This is a genomic window from Mycolicibacterium sp. SMGY-1XX (assembly GCF_059132455.1).
The window spans coordinates 5683623-5706040 of sequence record NZ_CP101139.1 but is presented as its reverse complement, the minus strand read 5'-3'; the positions used below and the strand labels follow the sequence as shown (position 1 = coordinate 5706040).

19 protein-coding genes are annotated in these 22418 nt (G+C 68.2%); 7 read left to right on the top strand and 12 right to left on the bottom strand.

Annotated elements, in window-relative coordinates; translation table 11 throughout:
* Positions 1-57 precede the first annotated feature (57 nt).
* The 5 genes from NL241_RS27225 to NL241_RS27205 all read right to left on the bottom strand — a co-directional run bounded on the left by NL241_RS27225 (position 58) and on the right by NL241_RS27205 (position 4702).
* On the bottom strand, positions 58-558 hold the full coding sequence (locus NL241_RS27225) for a GNAT family N-acetyltransferase (protein WP_494395549.1): 501 nt from the start codon (positions 556-558) through the stop codon (positions 58-60).
* A 78-nt stretch (positions 559-636) separates the two neighbouring features.
* Complete coding sequence (locus NL241_RS27220; protein WP_487692962.1) at positions 637-2355, bottom strand: sodium/solute symporter; 1719 nt, start codon at positions 2353-2355, stop codon at positions 637-639.
* The gene (locus NL241_RS27215; protein ID WP_487692963.1) at positions 2352-2732 is read right to left on the bottom strand and encodes a hypothetical protein; all 381 of its coding nucleotides are present in this window, start codon (positions 2730-2732) and stop codon (positions 2352-2354) included. The genes NL241_RS27220 and NL241_RS27215 overlap by 4 nt, the downstream gene beginning before the upstream one ends.
* Complete coding sequence (locus NL241_RS27210) at positions 2725-3489, bottom strand: LytR/AlgR family response regulator transcription factor (RefSeq protein WP_487692964.1); 765 nt, start codon at positions 3487-3489, stop codon at positions 2725-2727. Before NL241_RS27210 ends, NL241_RS27215 begins: the two co-directional genes overlap by 8 nt.
* Before the next feature lie 22 nt (positions 3490-3511).
* On the bottom strand, positions 3512-4702 hold the full coding sequence (locus NL241_RS27205; RefSeq protein WP_494395548.1) for a sensor histidine kinase: 1191 nt from the start codon (positions 4700-4702) through the stop codon (positions 3512-3514).
* A gap of 37 nt (positions 4703-4739) precedes the next feature.
* On the opposite strand from NL241_RS27205, the gene NL241_RS27200 reads away from it, so the two are divergent.
* A complete protein-coding gene (locus NL241_RS27200) occupies positions 4740-5312 on the top strand; it encodes an HhH-GPD-type base excision DNA repair protein (RefSeq protein WP_494395547.1) in 573 nt (190 codons plus the stop codon).
* Between the two features lie 48 nt (positions 5313-5360).
* Here the strand turns inward: NL241_RS27200 and NL241_RS27195 are convergent, their stop codons facing one another.
* Together NL241_RS27195 and NL241_RS27190 are read right to left on the bottom strand one after the other, a co-directional pair.
* The gene (locus NL241_RS27195) at positions 5361-6446 is read right to left on the bottom strand and encodes an Rv1157c family protein (protein ID WP_487692982.1); all 1086 of its coding nucleotides are present in this window, start codon (positions 6444-6446) and stop codon (positions 5361-5363) included.
* 29 nt (positions 6447-6475) lie between these two features.
* Positions 6476-7024: a hypothetical protein gene (locus NL241_RS27190; RefSeq protein ID WP_487692983.1), complete on the bottom strand. Its 549-nt coding sequence runs from the start codon at positions 7022-7024 to the stop codon at positions 6476-6478.
* A gap of 232 nt (positions 7025-7256) precedes the next feature.
* On the opposite strand from NL241_RS27190, the gene NL241_RS27185 reads away from it, so the two are divergent.
* On the top strand, positions 7257-8453 hold the full coding sequence (locus NL241_RS27185; protein WP_494395546.1) for a mannosyltransferase: 1197 nt from the start codon (positions 7257-7259) through the stop codon (positions 8451-8453).
* On the opposite strand, the gene NL241_RS27180 is transcribed toward NL241_RS27185, so the two are convergent.
* Positions 8431-8715: a 4a-hydroxytetrahydrobiopterin dehydratase gene (locus tag NL241_RS27180; protein WP_494395545.1), complete on the bottom strand. Its 285-nt coding sequence runs from the start codon at positions 8713-8715 to the stop codon at positions 8431-8433. The two genes, NL241_RS27185 and NL241_RS27180, sit on opposite strands and share 23 nt — an antisense overlap.
* A gap of 40 nt (positions 8716-8755) precedes the next feature.
* On the opposite strand from NL241_RS27180, the gene NL241_RS27175 reads away from it, so the two are divergent.
* Positions 8756-9145 carry a (deoxy)nucleoside triphosphate pyrophosphohydrolase gene (locus NL241_RS27175; RefSeq protein ID WP_494395544.1) on the top strand — a complete coding sequence of 130 codons (390 nt, stop codon included), beginning with the start codon at positions 8756-8758 and terminating at the stop codon, positions 9143-9145.
* 69 nt (positions 9146-9214) lie between these two features.
* Here NL241_RS27175 and NL241_RS27170 read toward each other — a convergent pair whose 3' ends face one another.
* Complete coding sequence (locus tag NL241_RS27170; RefSeq protein ID WP_494395543.1) at positions 9215-10762, bottom strand: PE-PPE domain-containing protein; 1548 nt, start codon at positions 10760-10762, stop codon at positions 9215-9217.
* A gap of 109 nt (positions 10763-10871) precedes the next feature.
* A complete protein-coding gene (locus tag NL241_RS27165) occupies positions 10872-11144 on the bottom strand; it encodes a hypothetical protein (protein WP_487692988.1) in 273 nt (90 codons plus the stop codon).
* A gap of 263 nt (positions 11145-11407) precedes the next feature.
* On the opposite strand from NL241_RS27165, the gene typA reads away from it, so the two are divergent.
* Positions 11408-13345: a translational GTPase TypA gene (typA, locus tag NL241_RS27160; RefSeq protein ID WP_487692989.1), complete on the top strand. Its 1938-nt coding sequence runs from the start codon at positions 11408-11410 to the stop codon at positions 13343-13345.
* A 97-nt stretch (positions 13346-13442) separates the two neighbouring features.
* Positions 13443-15326 (top strand): ABC transporter family substrate-binding protein, encoded by a 1884-nt coding sequence (locus NL241_RS27155; RefSeq protein ID WP_494398398.1) that lies wholly within the window; start codon positions 13443-13445, stop codon positions 15324-15326.
* A 72-nt stretch (positions 15327-15398) separates the two neighbouring features.
* Here NL241_RS27155 and NL241_RS27150 read toward each other — a convergent pair whose 3' ends face one another.
* Both NL241_RS27150 and NL241_RS27145 read right to left on the bottom strand, forming a co-directional pair.
* Positions 15399-18599 carry a hypothetical protein gene (locus NL241_RS27150; RefSeq protein ID WP_487692990.1) on the bottom strand — a complete coding sequence of 1067 codons (3201 nt, stop codon included), beginning with the start codon at positions 18597-18599 and terminating at the stop codon, positions 15399-15401.
* Positions 18600-19423: 824 nt separating this feature from the next.
* A complete protein-coding gene (locus NL241_RS27145; protein WP_494395542.1) occupies positions 19424-20698 on the bottom strand; it encodes a chloride channel protein in 1275 nt (424 codons plus the stop codon).
* Positions 20699-20771: 73 nt separating this feature from the next.
* Here NL241_RS27145 and mshB point away from each other — a divergent pair, with 73 nt between their 5' ends.
* Together mshB and NL241_RS27135 are read left to right on the top strand one after the other, a co-directional pair.
* On the top strand, positions 20772-21662 hold the full coding sequence (gene mshB / locus NL241_RS27140; protein WP_487692992.1) for an N-acetyl-1-D-myo-inositol-2-amino-2-deoxy-alpha-D-glucopyranoside deacetylase: 891 nt from the start codon (positions 20772-20774) through the stop codon (positions 21660-21662).
* Between the two features lie 272 nt (positions 21663-21934).
* The gene (locus NL241_RS27135; protein ID WP_487692993.1) at positions 21935-22414 is read left to right on the top strand and encodes a hypothetical protein; all 480 of its coding nucleotides are present in this window, start codon (positions 21935-21937) and stop codon (positions 22412-22414) included.
* Positions 22415-22418: the final 4 nt, after the last annotated feature.

The following is a 22418-nucleotide window of genomic DNA, read 5'->3' as shown; positions in this document are numbered from 1 at the left end:
GAACCCGGTGAAACAGGGGCTCGGTGCGGTGAGCGGTCAGTCAGCGGCGACGAACGGTCACCCCGCGTCCGGCAGATCCTTCTCGAACGGGTGCACGCCGACCTCGAGGCTCGGCAGCGACTGGTCATACAGCGGTCGGTAACCGGCCGACAGATACAGGGCCACCGCTTCGGGTTGGCGGGGTCCCGTGGTGAGGTAGACGCGCCGATAACCGCGCTGCCGTGCCACACGTTCCAACTCGGCCACCACGAGTTTGCCGTACCCGCGCTGACGGTGCGAGGACGCCGTCCAGATGCGTTTGAGCTCCGCCGTGGCAGGGTCGTAGCGCCGAAATGCACCGCCCGCCACCGTGATTCCGTCGCGTAGGCCGAGGATCAGTGCGCCGCCGGGGGGCGCGAACTCTTCTGCCGGATAGGCCCGCATGTTCTGGTACTCCAGAGGTAATCGGGCGCCGTAGCGAGAGCTGTACTCGACGGTCAGTTCATCGAGCAGCGGTGCGGCCCGGGGATCGTCCTGGGCGACGGCGATGAACTGCAGTTCGGTGGACGAATCGGGCACGGTCGACGGTACAACGGCATCGGTTCCGGCCGCGATCGCGGTTGCCGGCCGTACCGCGGGGGACGCCGGAAACGCACCTCAGTGCGACTCGCGGGGCAACCGCTCCACACCCATGCCGAGCCGCTCGGGCACGTGCATGCGGGCGAAGATGCGGGCCACATCCGGGGGTCTGGTGGAGGCTGTGAGCCGGCTGACCACGATCATCGTCAGGAAGGCCAGCGGCACCGTGACGGCTGCGGGATAGCCGATGAGCGTCGCGGGCCATCCGCCGAGGGCGCCGTCGTCCAGCCCGCCGATGACGGCCAGGGTCGTTGCGACGCCGGAGAGCACACCGCCCACCAGGAGCCCGCTGATGGCGCCGGCGCTGGTCAGCCCGCGCCACCAGATGCCCAGCACCAGCAGCGGGCACAGGGTGGAAGCGGCGACGGCGAAAGCCAGGCCGACGCTGCGCGACAGTTCCAGTGAGGAGGCCGCCAGCGCCAGCGGGATCGGCACCACGCCGCCCACCACCGCAGCCAGCCGGAAATCGCGGACCCGGCCGCGCAGCACGTCGGTGGACAGCGCACCCGCGATGCTCACCAACAGCCCCGAGGACGTCGCCAGGAACGCCGCGATGGCCCCGGCGGCCACCAGCGCGGCCAGTCCGGCGCCCACCACCCCGCCGATCGCGGCGCTGGGCAGCAGCAGCACTGCGGCGTCGGCGGTGCCGGTGATGAGCAGCTGCGGCACGTAGAGCCGGGCGAAGACCCCGAGCAGGGTGGGAAACAGGTAGAACAGCGCCAGCAGGGCGATCACCGCCAGCGCGGTGCGCCGGGCCGCCCGGCCGTCGGGGTTGGTGTAGAAGCGCACCAGCACATGGGGTAGCCCCATGGTGCCCAGGAAGGTGGCGACGATGATCGAAAGTACTTGGTAGAGCGGATGTTCACCGCCCAGCCCGCCGCCGGAGGAGATCCACGCGGAGCCGGTGGTCGGGGCGCCGGCGACCACCGGGGTGGCGGCACCGGCGGCCAGCGTCATGGTGGTGCCCTCGGTCAGGGTGTAGCGCCCCGGTGCGGGTAAGGGGGCGCCGTCGACGCTGACCCCGGCGGGTTGGTCGACCTGCACCACGACGTCGGTGTCCACGGCCACCGTCGTCTGTTCCTGGACGGTGGGAGGCATCGGTCCACCGAGTTCGGTGCGGTCGGACAGGAACAGCGCCAGCAGGGCGAGCGCCGGAACGGCGATGGCGGTGAGTTTGAGCCAGTACTGGAACGCCTGCACGAAGGTGATCGAGCGCATGCCACCACCCACCACGTTGGCGATCACGATGGCTCCCACGGCCACCGGTCCGATCCACACCGGCACACCGAGCAGGATCTTGAGTGTGAGTCCGGCGCCCTGATACTGCGGCACCAGATAGAACACGCAGATCACCACCACGACCAGCATGGCCACGGTGCGCAAACGCCGTGACCCCATCCGGAACTCGGCGAAATCGGGCACGGTGTAGGCGCCGGAGCGGCGCAGCGGCGCCGCGACGAACAGCAGCAGGCCCAGGTATCCGGCGGTGAATCCGATGGGGTACCAGAGGGCGTCGGCGCCGTACTTGGCCACCAGGCCGGCGACGCCCAGAAACGAGGCCGCCGAGAGGTATTCACCCGAGATGGCCGCAGCGTTCCACCGCGATCCCACCGTGCGCGAAGCCACCAGGAAGTCCGAGGTGGTGCGGGACAGCCGGCCCCCGTAGGCGCCCACCAGCACCGTGGCCAGGGCGGCGGCCACCAGCGCGGCGGCGGTCAGCGGGGTGAGGGCGTTCACGGATTCTCGGACCCTTCGTCCACGATGCCCATGAAATCGCGTTCACTCTGCTCGGCGAGCCGGACGTACAGCCAGCCCACGCCGTAGAACATGGGGTACAGCAGCACCCCCAGGATCAGCCAGTTGGCGCGAATGCCGAACACCGTCAGTTGTTCGAAGGCGGGAAAGGCATTGCCCAGCAACGGAATCGCGACGATGACGCAGACCACCACCGCGGCCAGCCGCAGCGCCAGGCCCAGCTGAGCCCGCACCAGGCCGCGCACCAGGGCGTCGCCCACCTCGGTCTGCTCCTGGACCTCGACGCGGGTGCGGACCATCCGGGCGCCGCGGCGGTGCGCCAGGATCACGCGTTGTCGCGACGGCCGCGGCTCAGTCATCGCGGTAGTTCCGCATTGGGCCGCGCACCAGGCGGTCGCGCAGTTCGCGGGTCTGGCGGCGGCTCACCGGCAACTCGACTGCGGGGGACGCGCCGTTCTCGCGCACCCGCACCAGCACACCGCCGTCGGTGGTGCGCAGCCCCGTCACCAACGGCAGCGAAACCAGATAGGACCGGTGCACCCGCTGGAAACCGAGGTTGCGCCAGCGGGTTTCGAGGGTGGACAGCGGTATCCGCACCAGATGTGAACCCGACGCCGAGTGCAGCCGCGCATAGTCGCCCTCGGCTTCCACCCAACCGATGCTGTCGCGGCGGACCAACCGGGTGATGCCGCCGAGTTCGACGGGCAGTACCTCGTCGGCGTCGTGCGGAGCGGCAGCCTCCACGCTTCGCGCGGCCAACACGCGGCGCACCGCCTCGTCGAGGCGTTGGGTTCGCAGCGGTTTGAGCAGGTAGTCGGTGGCCCCGACCTCGAAGGCCGCCAGAGCCTTGTCGTCGTGCGCGGTCACGAACACCACCGCAGGCGGCTGGGAGAAGTTGGCCAGCACCGCGGCCAATTCCAATCCCGACAGACCCGGCATGTTGATGTCGAGGAAGATCGCATCCAGTGCGCGTTCGGACAGTTCGCGCAGCGCGGCGTTCGCGTCGCCGACACCGTAGACATTGCCGACGCAGGGGTGCCGGCCCAGCAGATAGGTGAGCTCGTCGAGCGCCGGGGCCTCGTCGTCGACGGCGAGCACGTCGAGTAACCGGGTCACTGGTTGTTCCTCCGCGAAGTCATCAGACGTGCACGCCCGTCGCGAACTTGGGCACCCGCATGATCACCTTGGTGCCTGCTCCCGGCGCGGTCTCGACCACCAGACCGTAGTCGTTGCCGAACGCCGCCCGCAGCCGATGGTCCACATTCGTCAGCCCGACGTGGGCGCTGTGGTCGCCGCTGGCGTCGGGCCCCAACGCGTCGGCGTGCGCCGAGCGCAGCGCGTCGGGGTCCATGCCCACCCCGTCGTCCTCGACGGAGATGACGGTGTCGGCGCCTTCGTCGGTGGCGATCAGGGTGATGGTGCCGCCGCGCTGTCCGGCCAGACCATGCCGAACAGCGTTCTCCACCAACGGTTGTAGCGCCAGGAAGGGCACCACGACGTTGAGCACCTCGGGCGCCACCTGGAGTTTGACGTCCAGGGCGGCGCCGAAGCGGGCCCGTTCCAGCGTCAGGTACCGGTCGATGTTGCGCAGCTCGTCGGAGAGCACGGTGTACGGCCCGGCGGCACGGAACGAATAGCGGGTGAAATCGGCGAAGTCCAAGATGAGTTCGCGGGCCCGGTCGGGGTCGGTGCGGACGAATGACGCGATGGTGTTGAGCGCGTTGTACACGAAGTGGGGGCTGATCTGGGCCCGCAACGCCAGCACCTCGGCGCGGTCCAGGCGCGCCCGTGAGGCATCGAGTTCGGCGAGCTCGAGTTGGCTGGTGACATACCGTGCCACTTCACCGACGGCGCCGAGCATCCCGGGGCCGGGCTGCGTCTCGGTGATCACCACCAGCACCCCGACGGTCCCGCCGTCTTCGGGTGACAGCGGCTGGGCGATCAGGGCGGGCAACTCGCCACCCACCAGCACCCGCCGCTGCCCGGAGAGGCAGGCCTCGACGGCACGGCTGCACCGGCGCTGCATCAGCGTCGACCAGTGACGTTCACCCGGCGGGTGGTGGGCGAGTTCGCTGCCGTCGGCGTCGTAGAGCGCCACGGCGTCGGCGCCGGTGAGATCGCGCAGGTAGGGCACCGCGGTCTGCGCGGATTCCGCGTCCAGGCCCTTGCGTAATGCCCGGGCGGCGAGTGAGGCGGTGTGCAGCGCGGCGTGCACGGCGCGTTCGGTCGGGGTGGCGACCACTCGACGGGTCCGGACCACGAGGACGGCTGCGACGAGTGCGGCCAGCAGCAGCGCCGCTGCCAGTGCGACTGCGACCTCGCCCGACATGGCACTGACAGTAACCCGCGAATCTAGAATGATCGCCATGCCGAACCTGCAGCTGGTCCAAGAACCCGAGGCCGATGCACTGCTCGCTGCCAATCCGCTGGCCCTGCTGATCGGGATGCTGCTGGATCAGCAGTTCCCCATGGAGGCGGCGTTCGCCGGGCCGAAGAAGATCGCCGACCGGATCGGCGCCGTGGACGCCGAGCTGATTGCCGGCTACGACCCGGACAAGTTCGTGGCGCTGTGTTCGGAAACTCCTGCCATCCACCGTTTCCCGGGCTCGATGGCCAAGCGGGTGCAGACGCTGGCGCAGCTGATCGTCGACGAGTACGACGGTGACGCCGCCGCCATCTGGACCGACGGCAATCCTGACGGCCGCGAGGTGTACCTGCGGATCAAGCGGCTGCCCGGTTTCGGTGACCAGAAGGCGCGAATCTTCCTGGCGCTGTTGGGCAAACAGTACGGCTTCGACGGCCCGGGCTGGCGTGAGGCGGCCGGTGACTACGGTCCCGACGGCACCTTCAAGTCCGTCGCCGATGTGCGTGACCAGGAGTCACTGGACAAGGTGCGTAGTTACAAGAAGGCGGCGAAAGCGGCCGCGAAGGCCAAGTAACGCGAAAAGCCACGTGCACCGGCACGTGGCTTTTCGGGGCGGTAGCTCTTATGGGACGACGGTCGAACCGATGGTCGGCATGAACTGGCACTGCTTCTCGGTGGTGGTCACCTGGCCGAAGATCGTCGAGATGATGCTGCCCGATCCGGTGTCGACGATGGCGGTCAGCGTGGTCGGGCCGTTGGCGTTGATGTCCGGCCGCGGCTTGAGTGTGGCGCTGCCGGACTTGCCCGTGGACAGGTTGACCCACGTGACATTGAGCGGCAGCTTCTGCACCTCGGCGGGGCCGGCGGTACCGACCGCGGTGAACACGTACGCGGTCTGACCCGCGCCGGGGCCCGGCGTCGGGATCTTGGCCGGTCCGGCCACGGAAATGGCTGTGGCGAGCGAGTTTCCACCGTCGGCCAGGCAGCCGTTGCCGATCGAGGGGTACATGAAGTCCTGCGTCGGCGGGGCGTCGACACCGAACGCGGCCGCCGCCGGGCTCGGTGGGCCGGCGGCCGGCGCCGGTGCCGGCGCCGGACCCGCCTCGACCATGACCGCCGCCTCCGGTGCCGGTGCCGCAGCCTGAGCGACGGGTGCCGCTGCCACTGGCTCGCCGGGCAGATGCGCCACCGGGGCGGTGGGCACCTCGGGGGCGGTGGGCTGCGGACCCACCGCGTGTGCCGGGTCGACACCGGGCGGCAGGTGCGCTTCGGCGCCGGGCACGATGCCGGCCGGCGGCAGATGCTGGGCATCGCCGCCGGCGGTCGGCACCGGCGTGGGGAGAACCGCCCCGCTGGGCAGCGGGATGCCGCCCGGTAGGGACGCAGGCAGCAGGGACGCCGACGCCGGATTCGAAACGAACTGGCTCACCGCGGCGGCCAGGTTCTGGGAATCCGAGGACGCCGCGGAATTACCCGCGAACGCCGACGCCGCGGCCATCAACATGGAGGCGGCGTTGTTCGGGTCGGCGGCCGCCTGCTGCACAGCGGGACTCAAGGATTGAACAGCCGACAGTCCCGGTGCCTGGAGGCCGTCGATCGGTGCGGGTACGGGCATCGGAGCCGGTTCCGCAGCGGCGACGCCGCTGAAGAGCAGTGCAGCCGACGACCCGACCGCGACGGCGGTGGTGGCGAACAGCGTCCGTGACATGGTGGCAGTCCAATCCTGGAGGTGATGGGTCAGGGCAGGGCGGAGACGGGGAACAGGGTCCCCAGACCGGCGCCGACCGGGGCGGCGGGCGTGGGCGGCTGCACCGCGCCGGGCACGGTGGTGGAGTTGCCCAGGATCGGGATGCCGGCCGCGGAGTTCCCGGCCGGGATCAACGAGGTCAGGTTCGGCGGCAGCGAGACGCCGGCCGGCATCGGCACACCGGGGATACCGGGAACGCTCAGTGCCGGCGCCGCGGCGTCGGCCACCGGCAGAGCGCCGGGAGTGCTGGGGACGTTCAGCGACGCGGTGGCCAGCGGAGGCGCGGCCGGGGCAGGTGCCTGCGCCGCGCCGAGTGCGGTCGGGACCGCCGTGAGCAGCGTCTGTGCGGCCTGGATGGCGCCGGTCGGGTTGGCGACGAACTGCTGCAACATGTCCATGCCCGGTACGGCGGGCGCTGGTGCCGGGGCCGGCGCTGGTGCTGGTGCCGGCTCGGCGTTGGCGGACCCCGCTGTCAGCAGCGCGGCGGTCGCCCCCGCCGCGATTGCGGCTCCGGTGAACAAACTCCTGATCCGAGACATGGCTCTCCCTACTTGTCGTTTCGGTATGAGCCCGAAGGTAGCCGTGTTGCTGGTGTTACTCGAGTGACACGTGTGGCATTTATTCAACCGTTACGGGAGCGTTGGACAGAGGTGACCCGGGCCGCGGCGTGTCGGCCGGCCCGCATGGCTGCGCCCGCGCCGCAACCCCCCGCGCCCGCGCGCTCACACCGAGCAGGGCGTCGCCGTCGATAGAGTCGGGCGGATCAACCACATGACTGACAGCCGACCGAGCTCCCGACTGACCGCGCTGGCACCGCTGCTCCTGGTGCTGAGCATCGCGGCGCGGTTGGCGTGGACGTATCTGGTCCCCAACGGCGCCAATTTCGTCGACCTGCACGTCTACATCGGCGGCGGTGACGCGGTAGACGGTCCCGGCGCGGTCTATGACTACGTCTACGGCGAGCAGACGCCCGACTTCCCGCTGCCGTTCACCTATCCGCCGTTCGCCGCGGTGGTGTTCTACCCGCTGCACCTGTTGCCGTTCTGGTTGGTGGCCCTGGGCTGGCAGCTGGGAATCATGGCCGCGCTGTACGGCGTGGTGCGCGTCAGTCAGCGGTTGCTCGGGACCGACCACGATCGGCGTCTTGCGTTCGTGTGGACGGCCGCGGCGATCTGGCTGGAACCGCTGCGCAGCACCTTCGACTACGGCCAGGTCAACGTGCTGCTGGTGTTGGCGGTCCTGGTCGCGGTGGCGAGCAACAGGTGGTGGCTGTCGGGGCTGCTGGTCGGTGTGGCCGCCGGGATCAAGCTGACCCCGGCGATCAGCGGCCTGCATTTCCTGGCCGCCCGCCGCTGGGGTGCGGCGCTGTTCTCCGCCGTCGTCTTCTTCGCCACCATCGCGCTGTCCTGGGTGGTGATGGGAGCCGAAGCAACCCGGTATTTCACCGACCTGCTCGGCGACGCCCAACGGGTCGGTCCCGTCGGGACGTCGTTCAATCAGTCCTGGCGAGGCGCCGTCTCGCGGATTCTCGGTCATGACGCCGGATTCGGTCCGCTGGTGCTGGCGGGCATCGCGCTCACCGCGGTGCTGGCCTGGTTCGCCTGGCGCGCGGTCGGCGCCTTCACCGATGACCTGGACCGGCTCGGCTCGATTCTGGTGGTGAGTCTGTTCGGGCTACTGCTGTCGCCGATCTCCTGGACTCACCACTGGGTGTGGCTGATCCCGCTGATGATCTGGCTGCTGCACGGGCCGTACCGCGCCGTGCCCGGAGCCCGGACGCTGGGGATCGGGTGGTTGGTATTGACCGCCGTCGGTGTGCCGTGGCTGCTGAGTTTCGCCCAGCCCACCATCTGGGAGATCAGCCGGCCCTGGTATCTGGCCTGGGCAGGGTTGGTCTACCTGGTGGCGACGCTGGCCACCCTGGCGTGGATCGCGACGCTGCGGGTCAGGTTGCCACGATCCCGTTGATATCGCGGGCCATCTCCAGGTCCTTGTCGGTGATACCGCCTTCGGAATGGGTCACCAAAACGAAAGTGACTGTCCGCCAGCGGATGTCGATATCCGGATGGTGGTCCTTGGCTTCCGCGTGTTCGCCGACGCGACGCACTGCGTCGATCCCGTCGAGAAATGCGGGGAATTTGATGGACCGCCGCAGCGCGCCGTCGGAGCGCTCCCAGCCGTCGAGCTCTTTCACGGCGGCGTCCACTTGGTCATCGGTCAGCACAGCCATACCCCGACCGTACGCGGTGGACCGACTACCGTCACCGGGTATGCCGACCCAGATCGTTGTCGCCGGTGCGCTGATCAGCGCGGGCCGTCTGCTGGTGGCGCAGCGGGTCCGCCCTCCGGAGCTGGAGGGACTGTGGGAATTGCCGGGCGGAAAGGTGGGGCCGGGGGAGACCGACGCCGAGGCGTTGATCCGTGAGCTGTACGAGGAACTCGGGGCCGACGTGGCCGTGGGTGATCGGATGGGTCTCGACGTCTCCCTCTCCGAGACCATGATGCTGCGGGCCTACCGGGTGTATCAGACCGGCGGCACGGTGGCGGCCCACGATCACCGCGCCGTGCGATGGGTGTCTCGGGCCGAACTGCACGAGCTGTCCTGGGTGCCGGCCGACACGGCCTGGCTACCGGATCTGGCTGCGGCGCTGGCAATTTGAGACTGACCTCAGTCGACAGAAGTAGCCAAATCTGTCGACTGAGGTCAGTCTCAACTGCAGAGCATGGGCTCAGGCGGCGTCGGCGGTGTCCTTGCCGCTGTGCTTGGCGTGCTTGCGGGAACCGACGCGGTCTTTTGCGGAGTCGGCCTTGTCACCGCCGGCCTGGTCCGAGTCATCCTTGTCGCTATCAGCCTTCTCGCTCTTCGTTTCTGCGGGCGTGGCCTCGGGCTCCTTTTCCGAGGCGTCCGCAACGGCTTCGGTCTCGGAATCCGGCGCAGCGGCATCCTCGTCCTTGACCTGGGTGACGTCCCGCTTGGTGTGCAGTGGGGTGGATTCCGCCTCAAAGGCGGCCCCATCGCCGGTTGTGGCGTCGTCGGTTGTGATTTCGTCGCCGACGGTGGCCTGGCCGGCTTCTGCTGCAGATACCTTCTGCGCCGGACCTGCCTCGGCGACCGCGGTGTCCTCTGACTTGTTGTCCAGCAGCGCTTCCGGCGGTGCGGGCACGATCCACGTCGGCTCGCCGCGCAGACCCGCGAGCATCTGGTTGATGCCCTGCGGAATGGCCTTGACGAGATCGACCGCCAGGGTGATCGGGTTGAAGACCGGGATCAACCGGAACCCGGTGGTCGCGCCGTAGGGGATGTCGCGGTTGTACCCGGTCTGCTCGATGAGCACCCGCAATGCGGGTTCGATCAGGTCCGCCAGTGGTTTGAGACCGATACCGTGCAGCGGTGCCACCAACGGCAACACCGTCGGGGTGACGGTGATGTATTCGGTGTCGCCGTACTCCTGGACGTCCACGAGGTCGGGATACAGCTCGGGGTGGTCCATCAACCACTGCCATTGCTCGGTGGTGTAGCCACCCGGGGTGCCGTCGGGTGTGGCCGCCGTCGGGTACGGGTAGGTGCCGTGCACGTATTCGAAGCCCAGGATCGCGTTGAGCATCGCCAACGGATTGGTCACGTACAGCGGGGCGTCGGCGATGATGTCCCACTTCATCGCGATATCGGTGGTCTTGATACCGGTGTCGGTGGGCATCGACGGGCCGAACGGGAATTCCACGATCGGGAACGAGAAGTTGAGCAACCGGGTGTTGAGGCCGCCGTTGGGACGGGAGACGTTACCGATGGCGACGAACTCGATCTGCGCCTTCTCCTGGTCGGACAGCTCGGCCAGGGCTTCCTTCTGGAAGGCCACGATGGCGCCGCTCTGCGAATAGCCGAACAGAACGAGGTGGTCGTCGGTGCCGAGCGCCTCGAGTTGCTGCTCGACGGCCGCACCGAACAATGAGGTGCCCTCCACGATGGACTGTTTCCACGTCAGGGCGTCCGGGCCGCCGTACAAGGGCCACGCGGTTTCGGGGGTGTACACCGCCTGCAGATCGCAGGTGGTCGGGTCGGGTGGCTGGCAGGCCGTGTTGGGATAGATGTAGTACTGCGCGACATTGGGCACGTAGCCGGGGAAGTCGTCCGGATTGGGTCTTCCGGTGCCGCCCATGATCAGGGCGGTGGTCGCCGTCAAGCTGACGGCGGCGGTGGTGACCGAGCCGATGGCCAGCGCCAGGGCCGCGAGCACTGCGACGGCGGTGACCGCCAGGCTCCGAATGAACGCACGCATGCCGGCCACTCCAATCCGCCGACCGCAGCGTCGGACTGTGGGCATGCTCGCACACCGTCGCGGTACCCGGCGGCGAAATCCCTCAGATGTCAGAGACGTTCGTCGCTGGTCAATACCGGAGCTGGTCGCCGACCACCCGCGGCGCTGAGGCCTCACGCCGGTGATGGGCCGCATAGAGCGGATGCATCAGGACCGGGTGCCGGCAATGCGGGCAGGACTGCCGCGGCTGGTTCGCGCCGGAGAACGTCAGATGGTGGCATGCGCCACACCGCACGACGTAGAAAGCGCCGATCCAGTTGAGCAGTCCGAGGTAGATGGCGAGCGTCGCGGCCAGGGCCAGGACGACGATCACCGTGATGGTGAGTACTGCGAAAACCGTCATGATCTCCAACCTCCAGCGAGCCTGAGACGGATAGGTTCAGGCTACTCGTCATACGAGGTCAGGTGACGTTTTCAGGCCTTCCGTGCGCGTTTGAAAACCTTGTCGAGTTCCTTGCCGTGGATACCGACGAGTTCGGCCTTGCGCACCTTGTGCAACACCAGCGGGCACTTCTTGCAGCGGGGTTTGGACCGGCAGCATTTCTTCTTCGGTTTGAGGCCGGCGTACTTGCTGGAAATCAACAGTTCCTTTCCTCGTTTTCGCGAATGCTGACCCGCACTGCGAGAATCATCGACGTGGATTCTCGCCCCAACTTTAGAAACGTCGCGATCGTCGCTCACGTCGACCATGGCAAGACGACTCTGGTCGACGCCATGCTTCGGCAGTCCGGCGCGCTGAGCCATCGGGGTGATGACGCGATCGAACGCCTGATGGACTCTGGTGACCTGGAGAAGGAAAAGGGCATCACCATCCTGGCGAAGAACACCGCCGTCCATCGGCATCACGCCGACGGCACCATGACCGTCATCAACGTCATCGACACACCGGGCCACGCGGACTTCGGCGGTGAAGTCGAGCGCGGCCTGTCCATGGTGGACGGTGTGCTGCTCCTGGTCGACGCCTCCGAGGGCCCGCTGCCGCAGACCCGCTTCGTGCTGCGCAAGGCGCTGGCCGCGCACCTGCCGGTGATCCTGGTGGTCAACAAGACCGACCGCCCGGACGCGCGCATCTCCGAGGTGGTCTCCGAGAGCCACGACCTGCTGCTCGACGTCGCCTCCGATCTCGACGACGAGGCGCAGAAGGCCGCCGAAGAGGCGCTCGGACTGCCCGTCCTGTACGCCTCGGGCCGCGCCGGCATCGCCAGCACCACCGAGCCCGCCAACGGCGAGAACCCCGACGGCGAGAATCTCGACCCCCTCTTCGACGTCCTGCTCGAGCACATCCCGCCGCCGCAGGGTGATCCCGAGGCCCCGTTCCAGGCCCTGGTGACCAACCTCGACGCCTCCGCCTTCCTGGGCCGCCTGGCGCTCATCCGCATCTACAAGGGCCGCATCCGCAAAGGCCAGCAGGTGGCGTGGATGCGTGAGGTGGACGGCCATCCGGTGATCACCAACGCCAAGATCACCGAGCTCCTGGTCACCGAAGGGGTGGAGCGCACCGCCACCGACGAGGCCGTCGCCGGCGACATCGTCGCTGTGGCGGGCATGCCGGAGATCATGATCGGCGACACCCTGGCCGACGTCGACCACGCCCACGCGCTGCCGCGCATCACGGTCGACGAACCCGCCATCTCGGTGACCATCGGCACCAACACCAGTCCGTTGGCCGGCAAGGTCTCCGGGCACAAGCTCACCGCGCGGATGGTCAAGTCGCGGCTGGACTCCGAACTGGTCGGCAACGTGTCGATCAAGGTGGTCGACATCGGCCGCCCCGACGCCTGGGAGGTGCAGGGCCGTGGTGAGCTGGCGCTGGCCGTCCTGGTGGAGCAGATGCGCCGCGAAGGATTCGAGCTGACCGTCGGCAAGCCCCAGGTGGTCACGCAGACCATCGACGGCAAGCTGCACGAACCGTTCGAGGCCATGACCATCGACTGTCCCGAGGAGTTCGTCGGCGCCATCACGCAGCTGATGGCCGCGCGCAAGGGCCGCATGGAGGACATGACCAACCACGCCGCCGGGTGGGTCCGGATGGACTTCATCGTGCCCAGCCGTGGCCTGATCGGGTTCCGCACCGACTTCCTGACGCTGACCCGCGGCACCGGCATCGCCAACGCGGTGTTCGACGGTTACCGTCCGTGGGCGGGGGAGATCCGGGCGCGGCACACCGGTTCGCTGGTGTCCGACCGCACCGGGCAGATCACCCCGTTCGCGATGATCCAGCTGGCCGACCGCGGGCAGTTCTTCGTCGAGCCGGGGCAGGAGACCTACGAGGGCCAGGTCGTCGGGATCAACCCGCGCGCCGAGGATCTCGACATCAACATCACCCGCGAGAAGAAGCTGACCAACATGCGCAGCTCCACCGCCGACGTGATGGAGACGCTGGCCCGGCCGCTGGAGCTCGACCTCGAGAAGGCGATGGAGTTCTGCGCCGAGGACGAGTGTGTCGAGGTGACCCCGGAGATCGTCCGCGTCCGCAAGGTCGAGCTGACTGCCACGCTGCGCGCCCGGGCGAAGTCGCGGGCCAAGGCCGCGGCGAAGAGCTGATCGGGTGCGTCCCGGCGCCCTCGATACCCTGAAGGACGTGCCGAGCCGCTCACCGATCAGGTCTGCCCTGTTGTGGAGCGGCGTGGCGTTGTCGGTGATGCTCGTCGGCGGGTGCACCGTCAGCCCGCCGCCGGCCCCGCAGAGCACCGAAACCACCGAGAGCACACCACCCCCGCCGCCGAAGGCGACCCAGATCATCATGGGTATCGACAACATCGGTGCGGGGTTCAACCCGCATCTGCTGTCCGACCAGTCGCCGGTGAACGCGGCCATTGCCGCGCTGGTACTGCCCAGTGCCTTCCGTCCGGTGCCCGATCCGGCATCGCCCACGGGGTCGCGGTGGGAGATGGACACCACCTTGCTCGAGTCGGCCGAGCAGACCGACGTCGACGGCGAGTTCACCGTCACCTACAAGATCCGCCCCGAGGCGTCCTGGACCGACAACGCACCGATTGCCGCCGACGATTTCTGGTACCTGTGGCGGCAGATGGTCAGCCAGCCCGGCGTCGTCGACCCGGCGGGCTACGACCTGATCACCGGGGTGCAGTCCATCGACGGCGGCAAGACCGCGGTGGTGACGTTTTCTCAGCCGTATCCGGCGTGGCGTGAACTCTTCAGCGACATCTTGCCCGCGCACATCGTCAAGGACGTGCCGGGCGGCTTCCCCGCCGGGCTGGCGCGCGCCCTGCCGGTCACCGGCGGTCAGTTCCGCGTCGACACCATCGATCCGCAGCGCGATGAGATCCTGCTGGCCCGTAACGACCGGTTCTGGGGGGAACCGGCCACCCCCGATCAGATCCTGTTCCGCCGCGCCGGAGCGACTGCGGCACTTGCTGATTCGATCCGCAACGGCGATACCCAGGTGGCCCAGGTGCACGGCGGGGCGGCGGCTTTCGCCCAGCTGTCGGCCATCCCCGACGTGCGGACCGCGCGCATCGTGACGCCACGGGTGATGCAGCTTTCGCTCCGTGCGCAGCAGCCCGCACTCACCGACACCCAGGTGCGCAAGGCCGTTCTGGGTCTGCTGGACGTCGATCTGCTGGCTGCCGTGGGCGCGGGCAGTGACAACACGGTGACGCTGGCGCAGGCTCAGGTGCGCGCCCCGTCGGATCCCGGTTATGTGCCGACGGCACCGCCGGCCATGACACAGGTGGCGGCGCTGGCGCTGTTGGAAGATGCCGGCTATGCCATCGAGCCCGATACGACACCCTCGGCCACGCCCACACCTTCGGCGGGTTCTCGGACCTCGACCACACCCGCGCCGCCGCCGGTGATGACGCGCGGCATCATCAGCAAGGACGGTGAGCAGCTGTCGCTGGTGATAGGCGTCGCGGCCAACGATCCGACGTCGGTGGCGGTGGCCAACACCGCGGCCGATCAGTTGCGCAACGTCGGTATCGCGGCGTCGGTGTCCGCGCTCGATCCGGTGGTGCTGTACGGAGAAGCGTTGGCGGAGAACCAGGTCGACGCCATCGTGGGCTGGCACCGCGCCGGTGGTGATCTGGCGACGTCGCTGTCGTCCAGGTACGGGTGCCGGGCGCTGGAGCCGGTGCCGCTGTCCACCTCGCCTTCGCCCACCCCGCCTTCGCCCACCTCGTCGGGAACCCCGACACCCTCACCGACACCCTCACCGACCCCGTCGGGCACCGGGACCCCGAGTGAGACGCCGACGGCCACCACGTCCTCGGGGGAATCGGCGCCCGACTCCGACACCCTGGTACAGGCGCCCTCGAACATCACGGGTCTGTGCGACCAGAGCATTCAGCCGAATATCGATGCCGCGCTTGACGGTACGACACCCATCGACGAGGTGATCACCGCCGTGGAGCCGAGGCTGTGGAACATGTCGACGGTGTTGCCGATCCTGCAGGACACCACCATCGTCGCGGCCGGGCCGTCGGTGCAGAACGTCAGCCTGACCGGGGCGGTTCCGGTGGGCATCGTCGCCGACGCCGGCGAATGGCTCAAGCCGCCGCAATAGTTCGCGCCCACAACAGAGTTCGGCCCCCGCTCGCTTGCGCGAACGGGGGCCGAATCATCTACCCCTCGTCGATCACTCGGAGCTGGAGTCCGACTTCTTGCTGTCGGACTTGTCGCTGGAGCTGGACTTGCTGTCGGACTTGTCGCTGGATGCCGGCTTGCTGGAAGCCGAATCGCTGTCGGACTTGTCCTTCTTGGTGTCGTCCTTCTTGGTGTCGCTCTTCGCGTCGTCCTTCTTGGTGTCGGTCTTGGCGTCGTCCTTCGCATCCGACTTGGAGTCAGCGCTGCCGCCGGCGGCGGGATCGGCGCTCTCGCTGTCGGATTCGGAGGCTGCGGGCTGCTTGACACCGAGGGCGTTCTCGACGTTCTCGCGCACACCGGCCAGGCTGCTCTCGATCTGCTGACGGGTCTGGTCGAACCCGTCGGTGATCTGCTTGCCGAGCGCATCGAAGCCGGCCTGGGCCTGCTCGATCGGTGTCTTCACCGCTTCCTCGCTGCCCGGGGTCGCCGTCTCCTCGGCGGCGGGCTCGGCCACCGGTGTGGCCGCGGCCGTCTCCTCGGTGGCGGTCTTGGCGGGAGCGCCCGGCGTGGCCAGAGTGAAGACCTGGCCGACCCCGAGACCCGAGGCGCTGGACACGTCCGTCGAGGAAGCGCCCGCACCGGCCTCGACGTCGACGTCGGCATCCACATCGACACCGACACCGAAGTTGAACCCGGCGGCGAGCTGCGCTGCAGCGGCGGTGATTCCGGTGACCAGTGCCTCCAGCGAGTTCTGGCCGTTGGCGATCGCCGTGGCCGTGGTGTCGCGGAAGGCGACGACGACGGCGGTGGCCACCTCGCTGAAGTTGTTGATGGCCGCCTGGATGGTGGCACCGGTGTAGTTGGCTGCCTCGACGATGGACTCGCCGACGGTACCCACCGCCCCGACCACATCGCCCAGGCTCGGCAGGCCCTCCAGAGCCGCCGACAGCGACGCGCTGATCGAGGCACCGATCTCAGCCGAGATGTTGCCCAGCGCCGCGAAGGCGTCGGCACCGAACTGGATGGAGCTCTCGATGCCGGCCACCAGGTTGGCACCCAGATTGGCCAGCACGGGGCCGATCTGGCCGAAGGCGTTGGTGAGCGCCTCGACGAACAGCTGCGGTGACGGGAACAGCTCGAGCACGGCCTGGAAGGAGGCCGCCAGGTCGCCGCTGATGCTCACGACGCCGTTGATCAGCGACTCGAACGCCTGCGCCCCGAAGCCGATACCGGCCTCGATGACACCGGCCAGATCCGCAGACAGGTTGGCGATCGCTGCGGAGGCGGCCGCGGCGATGAACTCCACACCGGGGATGAAGCCGGCGAAAGCGTCGGAGAACGCGGCCACCAGCTCAGCCGGGGTTGGGAAGCCGTCCAGCACCGCGCCGAAGGTGGCGGCCAGGTCGGCGCCGGCGTCGATGAGTGCCTCCGCGATGGCCACCGGGTTGAGGATCTCGGCACCGGTGATGAAGGCGTCGAGCGCCAGTTCCAGCGCAGCGCTCAGCGGCACGTTGATCGCCGCGAACGCGTCGATGAAGGCGTCGAGGAACAGCTGGGGGGTCGGGAACGCGGCGATCGCTGCCGAGAAGGCGGCATACAGCGCGCTACCGGTATCGGTCAGCCCGTCGATGAGGGCCTGGAAACCGGTGCCGCCCAGAGCGATACCGCTTTCGATGGCGGCGGTCAGCGCGGCCGACAGATCGGCGAGCGCGGCGACACCCGCTGCGGCCAGGGCCTCGAAGCCGGGGATGAACGCACCGAAGGCAGACCCGATGACCGCCACCACATCGGCGGGCGTGGGCAGGCTCTCCAGGACGGACTCGAACAGACCCGCCAGCTGGGCGCCGGCGTTCACGAAGGCCTGCGCGATGTTGGCCGGGTTGAGGATTTCGAGACCGGCCGCGAAGGTGTCGAGGGCGAGCTCCAGGGCCGCACCCAACGGAGCGCTGATGGCACCGAACGCACCGACGAAGGCGTCGATGAACTGCTGCGGGGTCGGGAAGGCGGCGATGGCGGCGGCGAACGCGGCGTACAGCTGGCTGCCGGCGTTCTGCAGGCCGTCGACGATCGCGGCGAGGACGTTGCCGCCGAACTCCAGACCGTTGGCGAACACGTCCGACAGTGCGGCTGACAGGTTGGCGATGGCGGTGGCCGCGAAGCTGGTCAGGTCGGCGAACCCGGGCAGGATGCCGGCGAGCGCGTTACCGAAGGCCGCGATCAGGTCGCCCGGTGTCGGGAAGCCTTCGAGGACCAGGTTGAAGACGGCGGCGAGGTTGCCACCGGCGGTGAGCAGGGCCTCGACGATGGCCGGGACATCGAGGTCGAAGCCCAGGCTCAGGGCCACGTCCAGCGCGACGTTGAATGCCGCGGCCAGGGGTGCGTTGACCGCTGCGAGCACATCGAGGAAGACGTCGACGAAGGCCTGCGGGTTCGCGAACGACGCGATGGCGGCGGAGAACGCCTCGGCGAGCGCGCTTCCACCGTTCTGCAGGGCTGCCACCAGGACGTCGAAAGCCGAACCGCCCAAGTCGATTCCGGAAGCCAGCGTGGCGGCCAGGGTGGTGACCAGGTTGGCCAGGGCCTCACCACCGTCGGTCACCAGTCCGCTCAGGGCGGGGAACGCGCCGGAGAGTGCGGTGGCCACGGCGGTGGCGAAGGCGGCCGGCGACGGGAAGTTCGCGACGGCGGCATTGAACGCGGCGGCCAGATCGGCGCCGGCGGCCAGGAGTGCTTCGGCGATGGCTTCCGCGTTCGCGCCGATGCCGAGATCGATGACCGCCTGCAGGGCGACCTCGAGGGCCAGCGACAGGTTGAGATCGACGGAGGCGAATGCCGAAACAAGCGCATCGATGAAGGCTTGCGGAGTCGGGAAGGCGGCAATGGCGGAGTCGACCGCGGTCGCCAGGGTGCTGCCCTCGGCCAGGAGGCCGTCGACCACGGCGCGGAAGGCGGTGCCGCCACCGGCGACACCGGCGGCCACGGTCTCGCTCAACGCGGTGCCCACGTCGCGGATCGCGGTACCGGCGGCGATGGCGCCGGTCTCGACGCCTGCGCCCACCGGGGCGATCGCCTGCTGGGCGGCGGCGATCAGGTCGGCCAACGACGAGAGTGAGACATCTTCGAGCACTGCGACCAACCGGTCACCGCGGAGCGCAAGGTCCGACGGCACAACCTCGATTGGCGCGAGCGTGATGGCGGTGGCCCCCACAACGGCTACACCGGCGGTCAAGTACGACCGAATAGCAATATCCATGACATCCCCTGGCTGAGATCAAGCGAACCCGACGCAGCAAAAAGCTACCTGAGAATGGACTGAGTAACAAACCCATCTCGAGAAGAGTTTTCTCGCAGCGCGCTTGACACTCGTTGAGTTTGCTCGGCGCGACCTGCGTCCGAAGGTAGCTCTGGACAGGAAGCTGTGAGTCGGCTATGCCCGCCGGCAAACTTCAATCGGCGTCTGCCAGTTTCCTGGATGCCCGCAGTTGTTTACCTTGGGCAAGTAGCTGGAAGACCATCTTTCCGGGTAACTTCCTGCCGAGCTGCGATCGACGTCAGCGATAATATTCGCCTGAGGCGACGTCGTGTGGCGGGTGTGGCCATACCGGACCCGCGAGACGCTCCTGTGGTTCGACCAGCGGCCCGCTCTGGCAACGACATGACAGTCGAGCCCATCCGACCAGCGACTTCGCTGGCGATTACGTTGACTAGGTAAGAATCTCGGTGATCGGATCGCGGTCTTGATCGGCGCGTCGGACGCCGGTGTGTCGCGCGATCCGGGGGTATCAGGCGTTGAGCTGTGGTCGTGACCCCTGCTGAAGTGCCCGAAAATCGCTGGTTTGAGAATAAAGGGAAGTGGGTACCGGTGTGCCGAGATTCTGGTGATTGCCCGCAGGGATCCCAGCACAGGGGGAATGCGGGCATCTCCCACCCGTTTATTGTGCGCGAGCTGGGCTGTAACACTTTGCTTCCGGGCGGCGATGTAGTAGCTAGATAACGACTTGGTGACGACGTGTTTGACGCCAACGTAAAACGGTTAATCACCGAAACTTAGCGAAACCTGAGCGTCCAGCTAACTCTTCAGGACGCGTCTTCTAGCGTTGTGCCCGCTGTCGGCCGCGCACCGCGAGCAACCGGAACCTGTCGGTTCACGAGGGTGTGCACCCCGTAGGCGGCGGCAGCGGCGGCCATGAACACGGCAAGAATCCACCAGGGCGGGCGCGCCAGTTCCCAGACGAACAGTGCGGCCCACAGTGGTGCGCGTTGTGTGATGGCCAGAATTGCGGCTGCGCAGGCGAGGGAGATCGCAGGCACGCTCAGCGTCCACGGTGTCCAGGTGTTGACGGTGATCGCGACCAGAGACCCCAGGGCCGCACCCGTCGCCAGAGACGGCGTCAACAGTCCGCCCACCGCGCCGGCCCGGAGGTAGGCCGCTGTCAGCAGCGGCTTGAGTAGCAGTATCGCCGCGGCGCCGGCCAGGGTCATGTCGCTGCTCAGGGTCACCGTCAAGATGCTCTTGCCGTTGCCTGGCAGCTCGGGCCACCAGTGTGAGCAGATTCCGATCAGCAGCCCTGCGCCCGCGATGGCCGGTATCAACAGCCACGACGTGGGCAGCTGGGCGGGGCGTGCCGCCCGCATCAGCCGGTTGAAGACGCTGCCCACCGCCCAGGTCAAGGGCGCCAACAACACCGCGACGGCCACCAACAGATAGGACACGTCCGGATCGGGCCACGGCAGGGGAGTGGCGTCATGAGTCACCGCGGAGGCGACGGCCACACCGAGGCTGGAGGTCAGCAAGGCGGTCCCGAGCACCCGAGGGTGCCAGCTGTGCAACAGGATTCGTGATGCGAACAACGCGCCGCCGAGCGGCACACTGTAGACCGCACCCAATCCGGCGCCGGCCGCGCAGGCCAGCAGGATCTCCCGGTCGCGTGCGGTGAGTGACCACCGGGACGTACCCAGGTCGCCGAGGGCGGCCGAGAACTGCCGCGGTGCACCTTCGCGGCCCAGCGAGGCGCCGGAGCCGACGACCAGCACCTGCAGTCCCGCATCGACTGACAGCGTGATGCGCGGAATCCGTTTGCCTCCCTTGATCACATCGGTGAGTTCCGGAACCGCGGTGCGGCGGCGCAACAGCCACCACCCCGCTCCGGCCAGTGCGCCACCGATCACCGGGCCGGCAACCCGGCGCAGTGGACTGCTGTCGCTCACACCGTCGAGCAGCGAGCCGAAGGAGTAGTGGAAGGCCAGGTGTTCGATCCAGTGCAGCAGCACGGTGGTGGCCATGCCCGCCACTCCGGCGAGCAGGCCGATCACGATGACAGCGCATCCGTATTCGACGTGACGTCGCCTCACCGCCTGAATGTAGGCGGAGTGATGTGATCAGCGCAGCAGACCGGGGGATCTGCCGCCAGGCTAGGGTGGGCCGATGCAGCCAGACGAGGCCCCGCGGTTGTTGTTCGTGCACGCCCACCCCGATGACGAGAGTCTCAACAACGGTGCCACCATTGCGCACTATGCGGCCAAAGGCGCCCGCGTCCATGTGGTGACGTGCACGTTGGGCGAAGAAGGCGAGGTGATCGGCGACCGTTGGGCTCAGCTCGCCGTCACCCATGCCGACCAGCTGGGCGGCTACCGGATCTACGAATTGACTTCTGCCCTGGCGCATCTGGGCGTCGAGGCACCCGTGTTCCTCGGTGGCGCGGGCCGCTGGCGGGACTCCGGAATGGCCGGCGTCGAACCGAATTCCAGTAAGCACCGCTTCGTCGATGCCAATGAGCACGAAGCCGTCGGCGCCTTGGTGGAGATCCTGCGGACCCTGCGGCCTCACGTCGTCGTCACGTATGACCCCGCAGGGGGATACGGACATCCCGATCACATCCGCGCGCACCAGATCACCACGGCTGCGGTGGCCGCGTGCGGCGGCGCCGAGTATCCCGGCGAGCCGTGGACGGTGCCGAAGTTCTATTGGACCGTCATGTCGCGCAGCGCGTGGGATGCGGCGTTCGCCACGCTGCGCCCGGAAGATCTGCAGCCGCACTGGCAATTGGGACTCGACGAACGTGAGCTCGGCTACACCGACGATCGCATCACCGCGGTCGTGGACGCCACCGATACCGTGTCGGCGAAGGTCGCCGCGCTGGCTGCGCACGCGACCCAGGTGGTGGTCGGGCCGACGGGCCGGGCATGCGCGCTGTCGAACGACCTCGCGTTGCCGATCACCGGCGAAGAGCACTACGTGCTGGTGTCGGGGACCCCAGGCGCGGTGGATGATCGAGGCTGGGAGAACGACCTTCTGGCAGGCCTTTCGTTCGGGTGAGATTCGGCGAGGCCGCCCCCTCTACGGCCTCGCCGGAAAAGCACGTCGAACGCCACCTGTGTGCCTGAAGTTACGGCGTTGTGCAGCAGAAACAACCGTCCGCCGCCCAGTCGCGTAGGTGGAGGCGTCGATTCGGGTAATGACTACTTGCGCACATGGCGCCGCGGGTGCGCGGTAAGCTCCCCGAAGCCGGCACCTACGGAAGGGACGACCGTGGACCAGGATCTGGACCCCAACCTGCAGCACTGGCAGGACCGTTTCGACAATCTGCAGTGGGTCATCGGGTCGTTGTCCGGCCTGCTGGACAGCATTCCGACCTGACCGCCGGCACCGTCCGCTCCGCGTCCGATGGGGACCTCGGAGCGGCTGAACCCTCCATACGGGTCGTTGTACTGATCCTGCTCGCCGTGGACGGCGTGTTGTGCGCCGTCGCCGCGGCCCTGCTGCTTCCGTTCCGAGTGTCGGGTGTGCCCCTGCCCGTCAGCGCGTTGGTGGCCGGGGCGATCAACCTGGCGCTGGTCTGGGCGGCGGCGTACTGGGCTCCGTCGAATCGCGCTGCGGCGGTGCCGCTTTGGACCTGGTTGGCGACGGTCGCCGCGTTGACGTTCGGCGGTCCCGGCGGCGACATCGTGTTCGGGGGCACCGGCGTGCTGGCCTATTCGGCAGTGCTGCTGATCCTGTTCGGCGCCGGGCCCGCGGCGTTCTGGCTCTGGGTGCGCAGTCAACGCCGGCAGGTACCGCCGAAACGGTGACAGC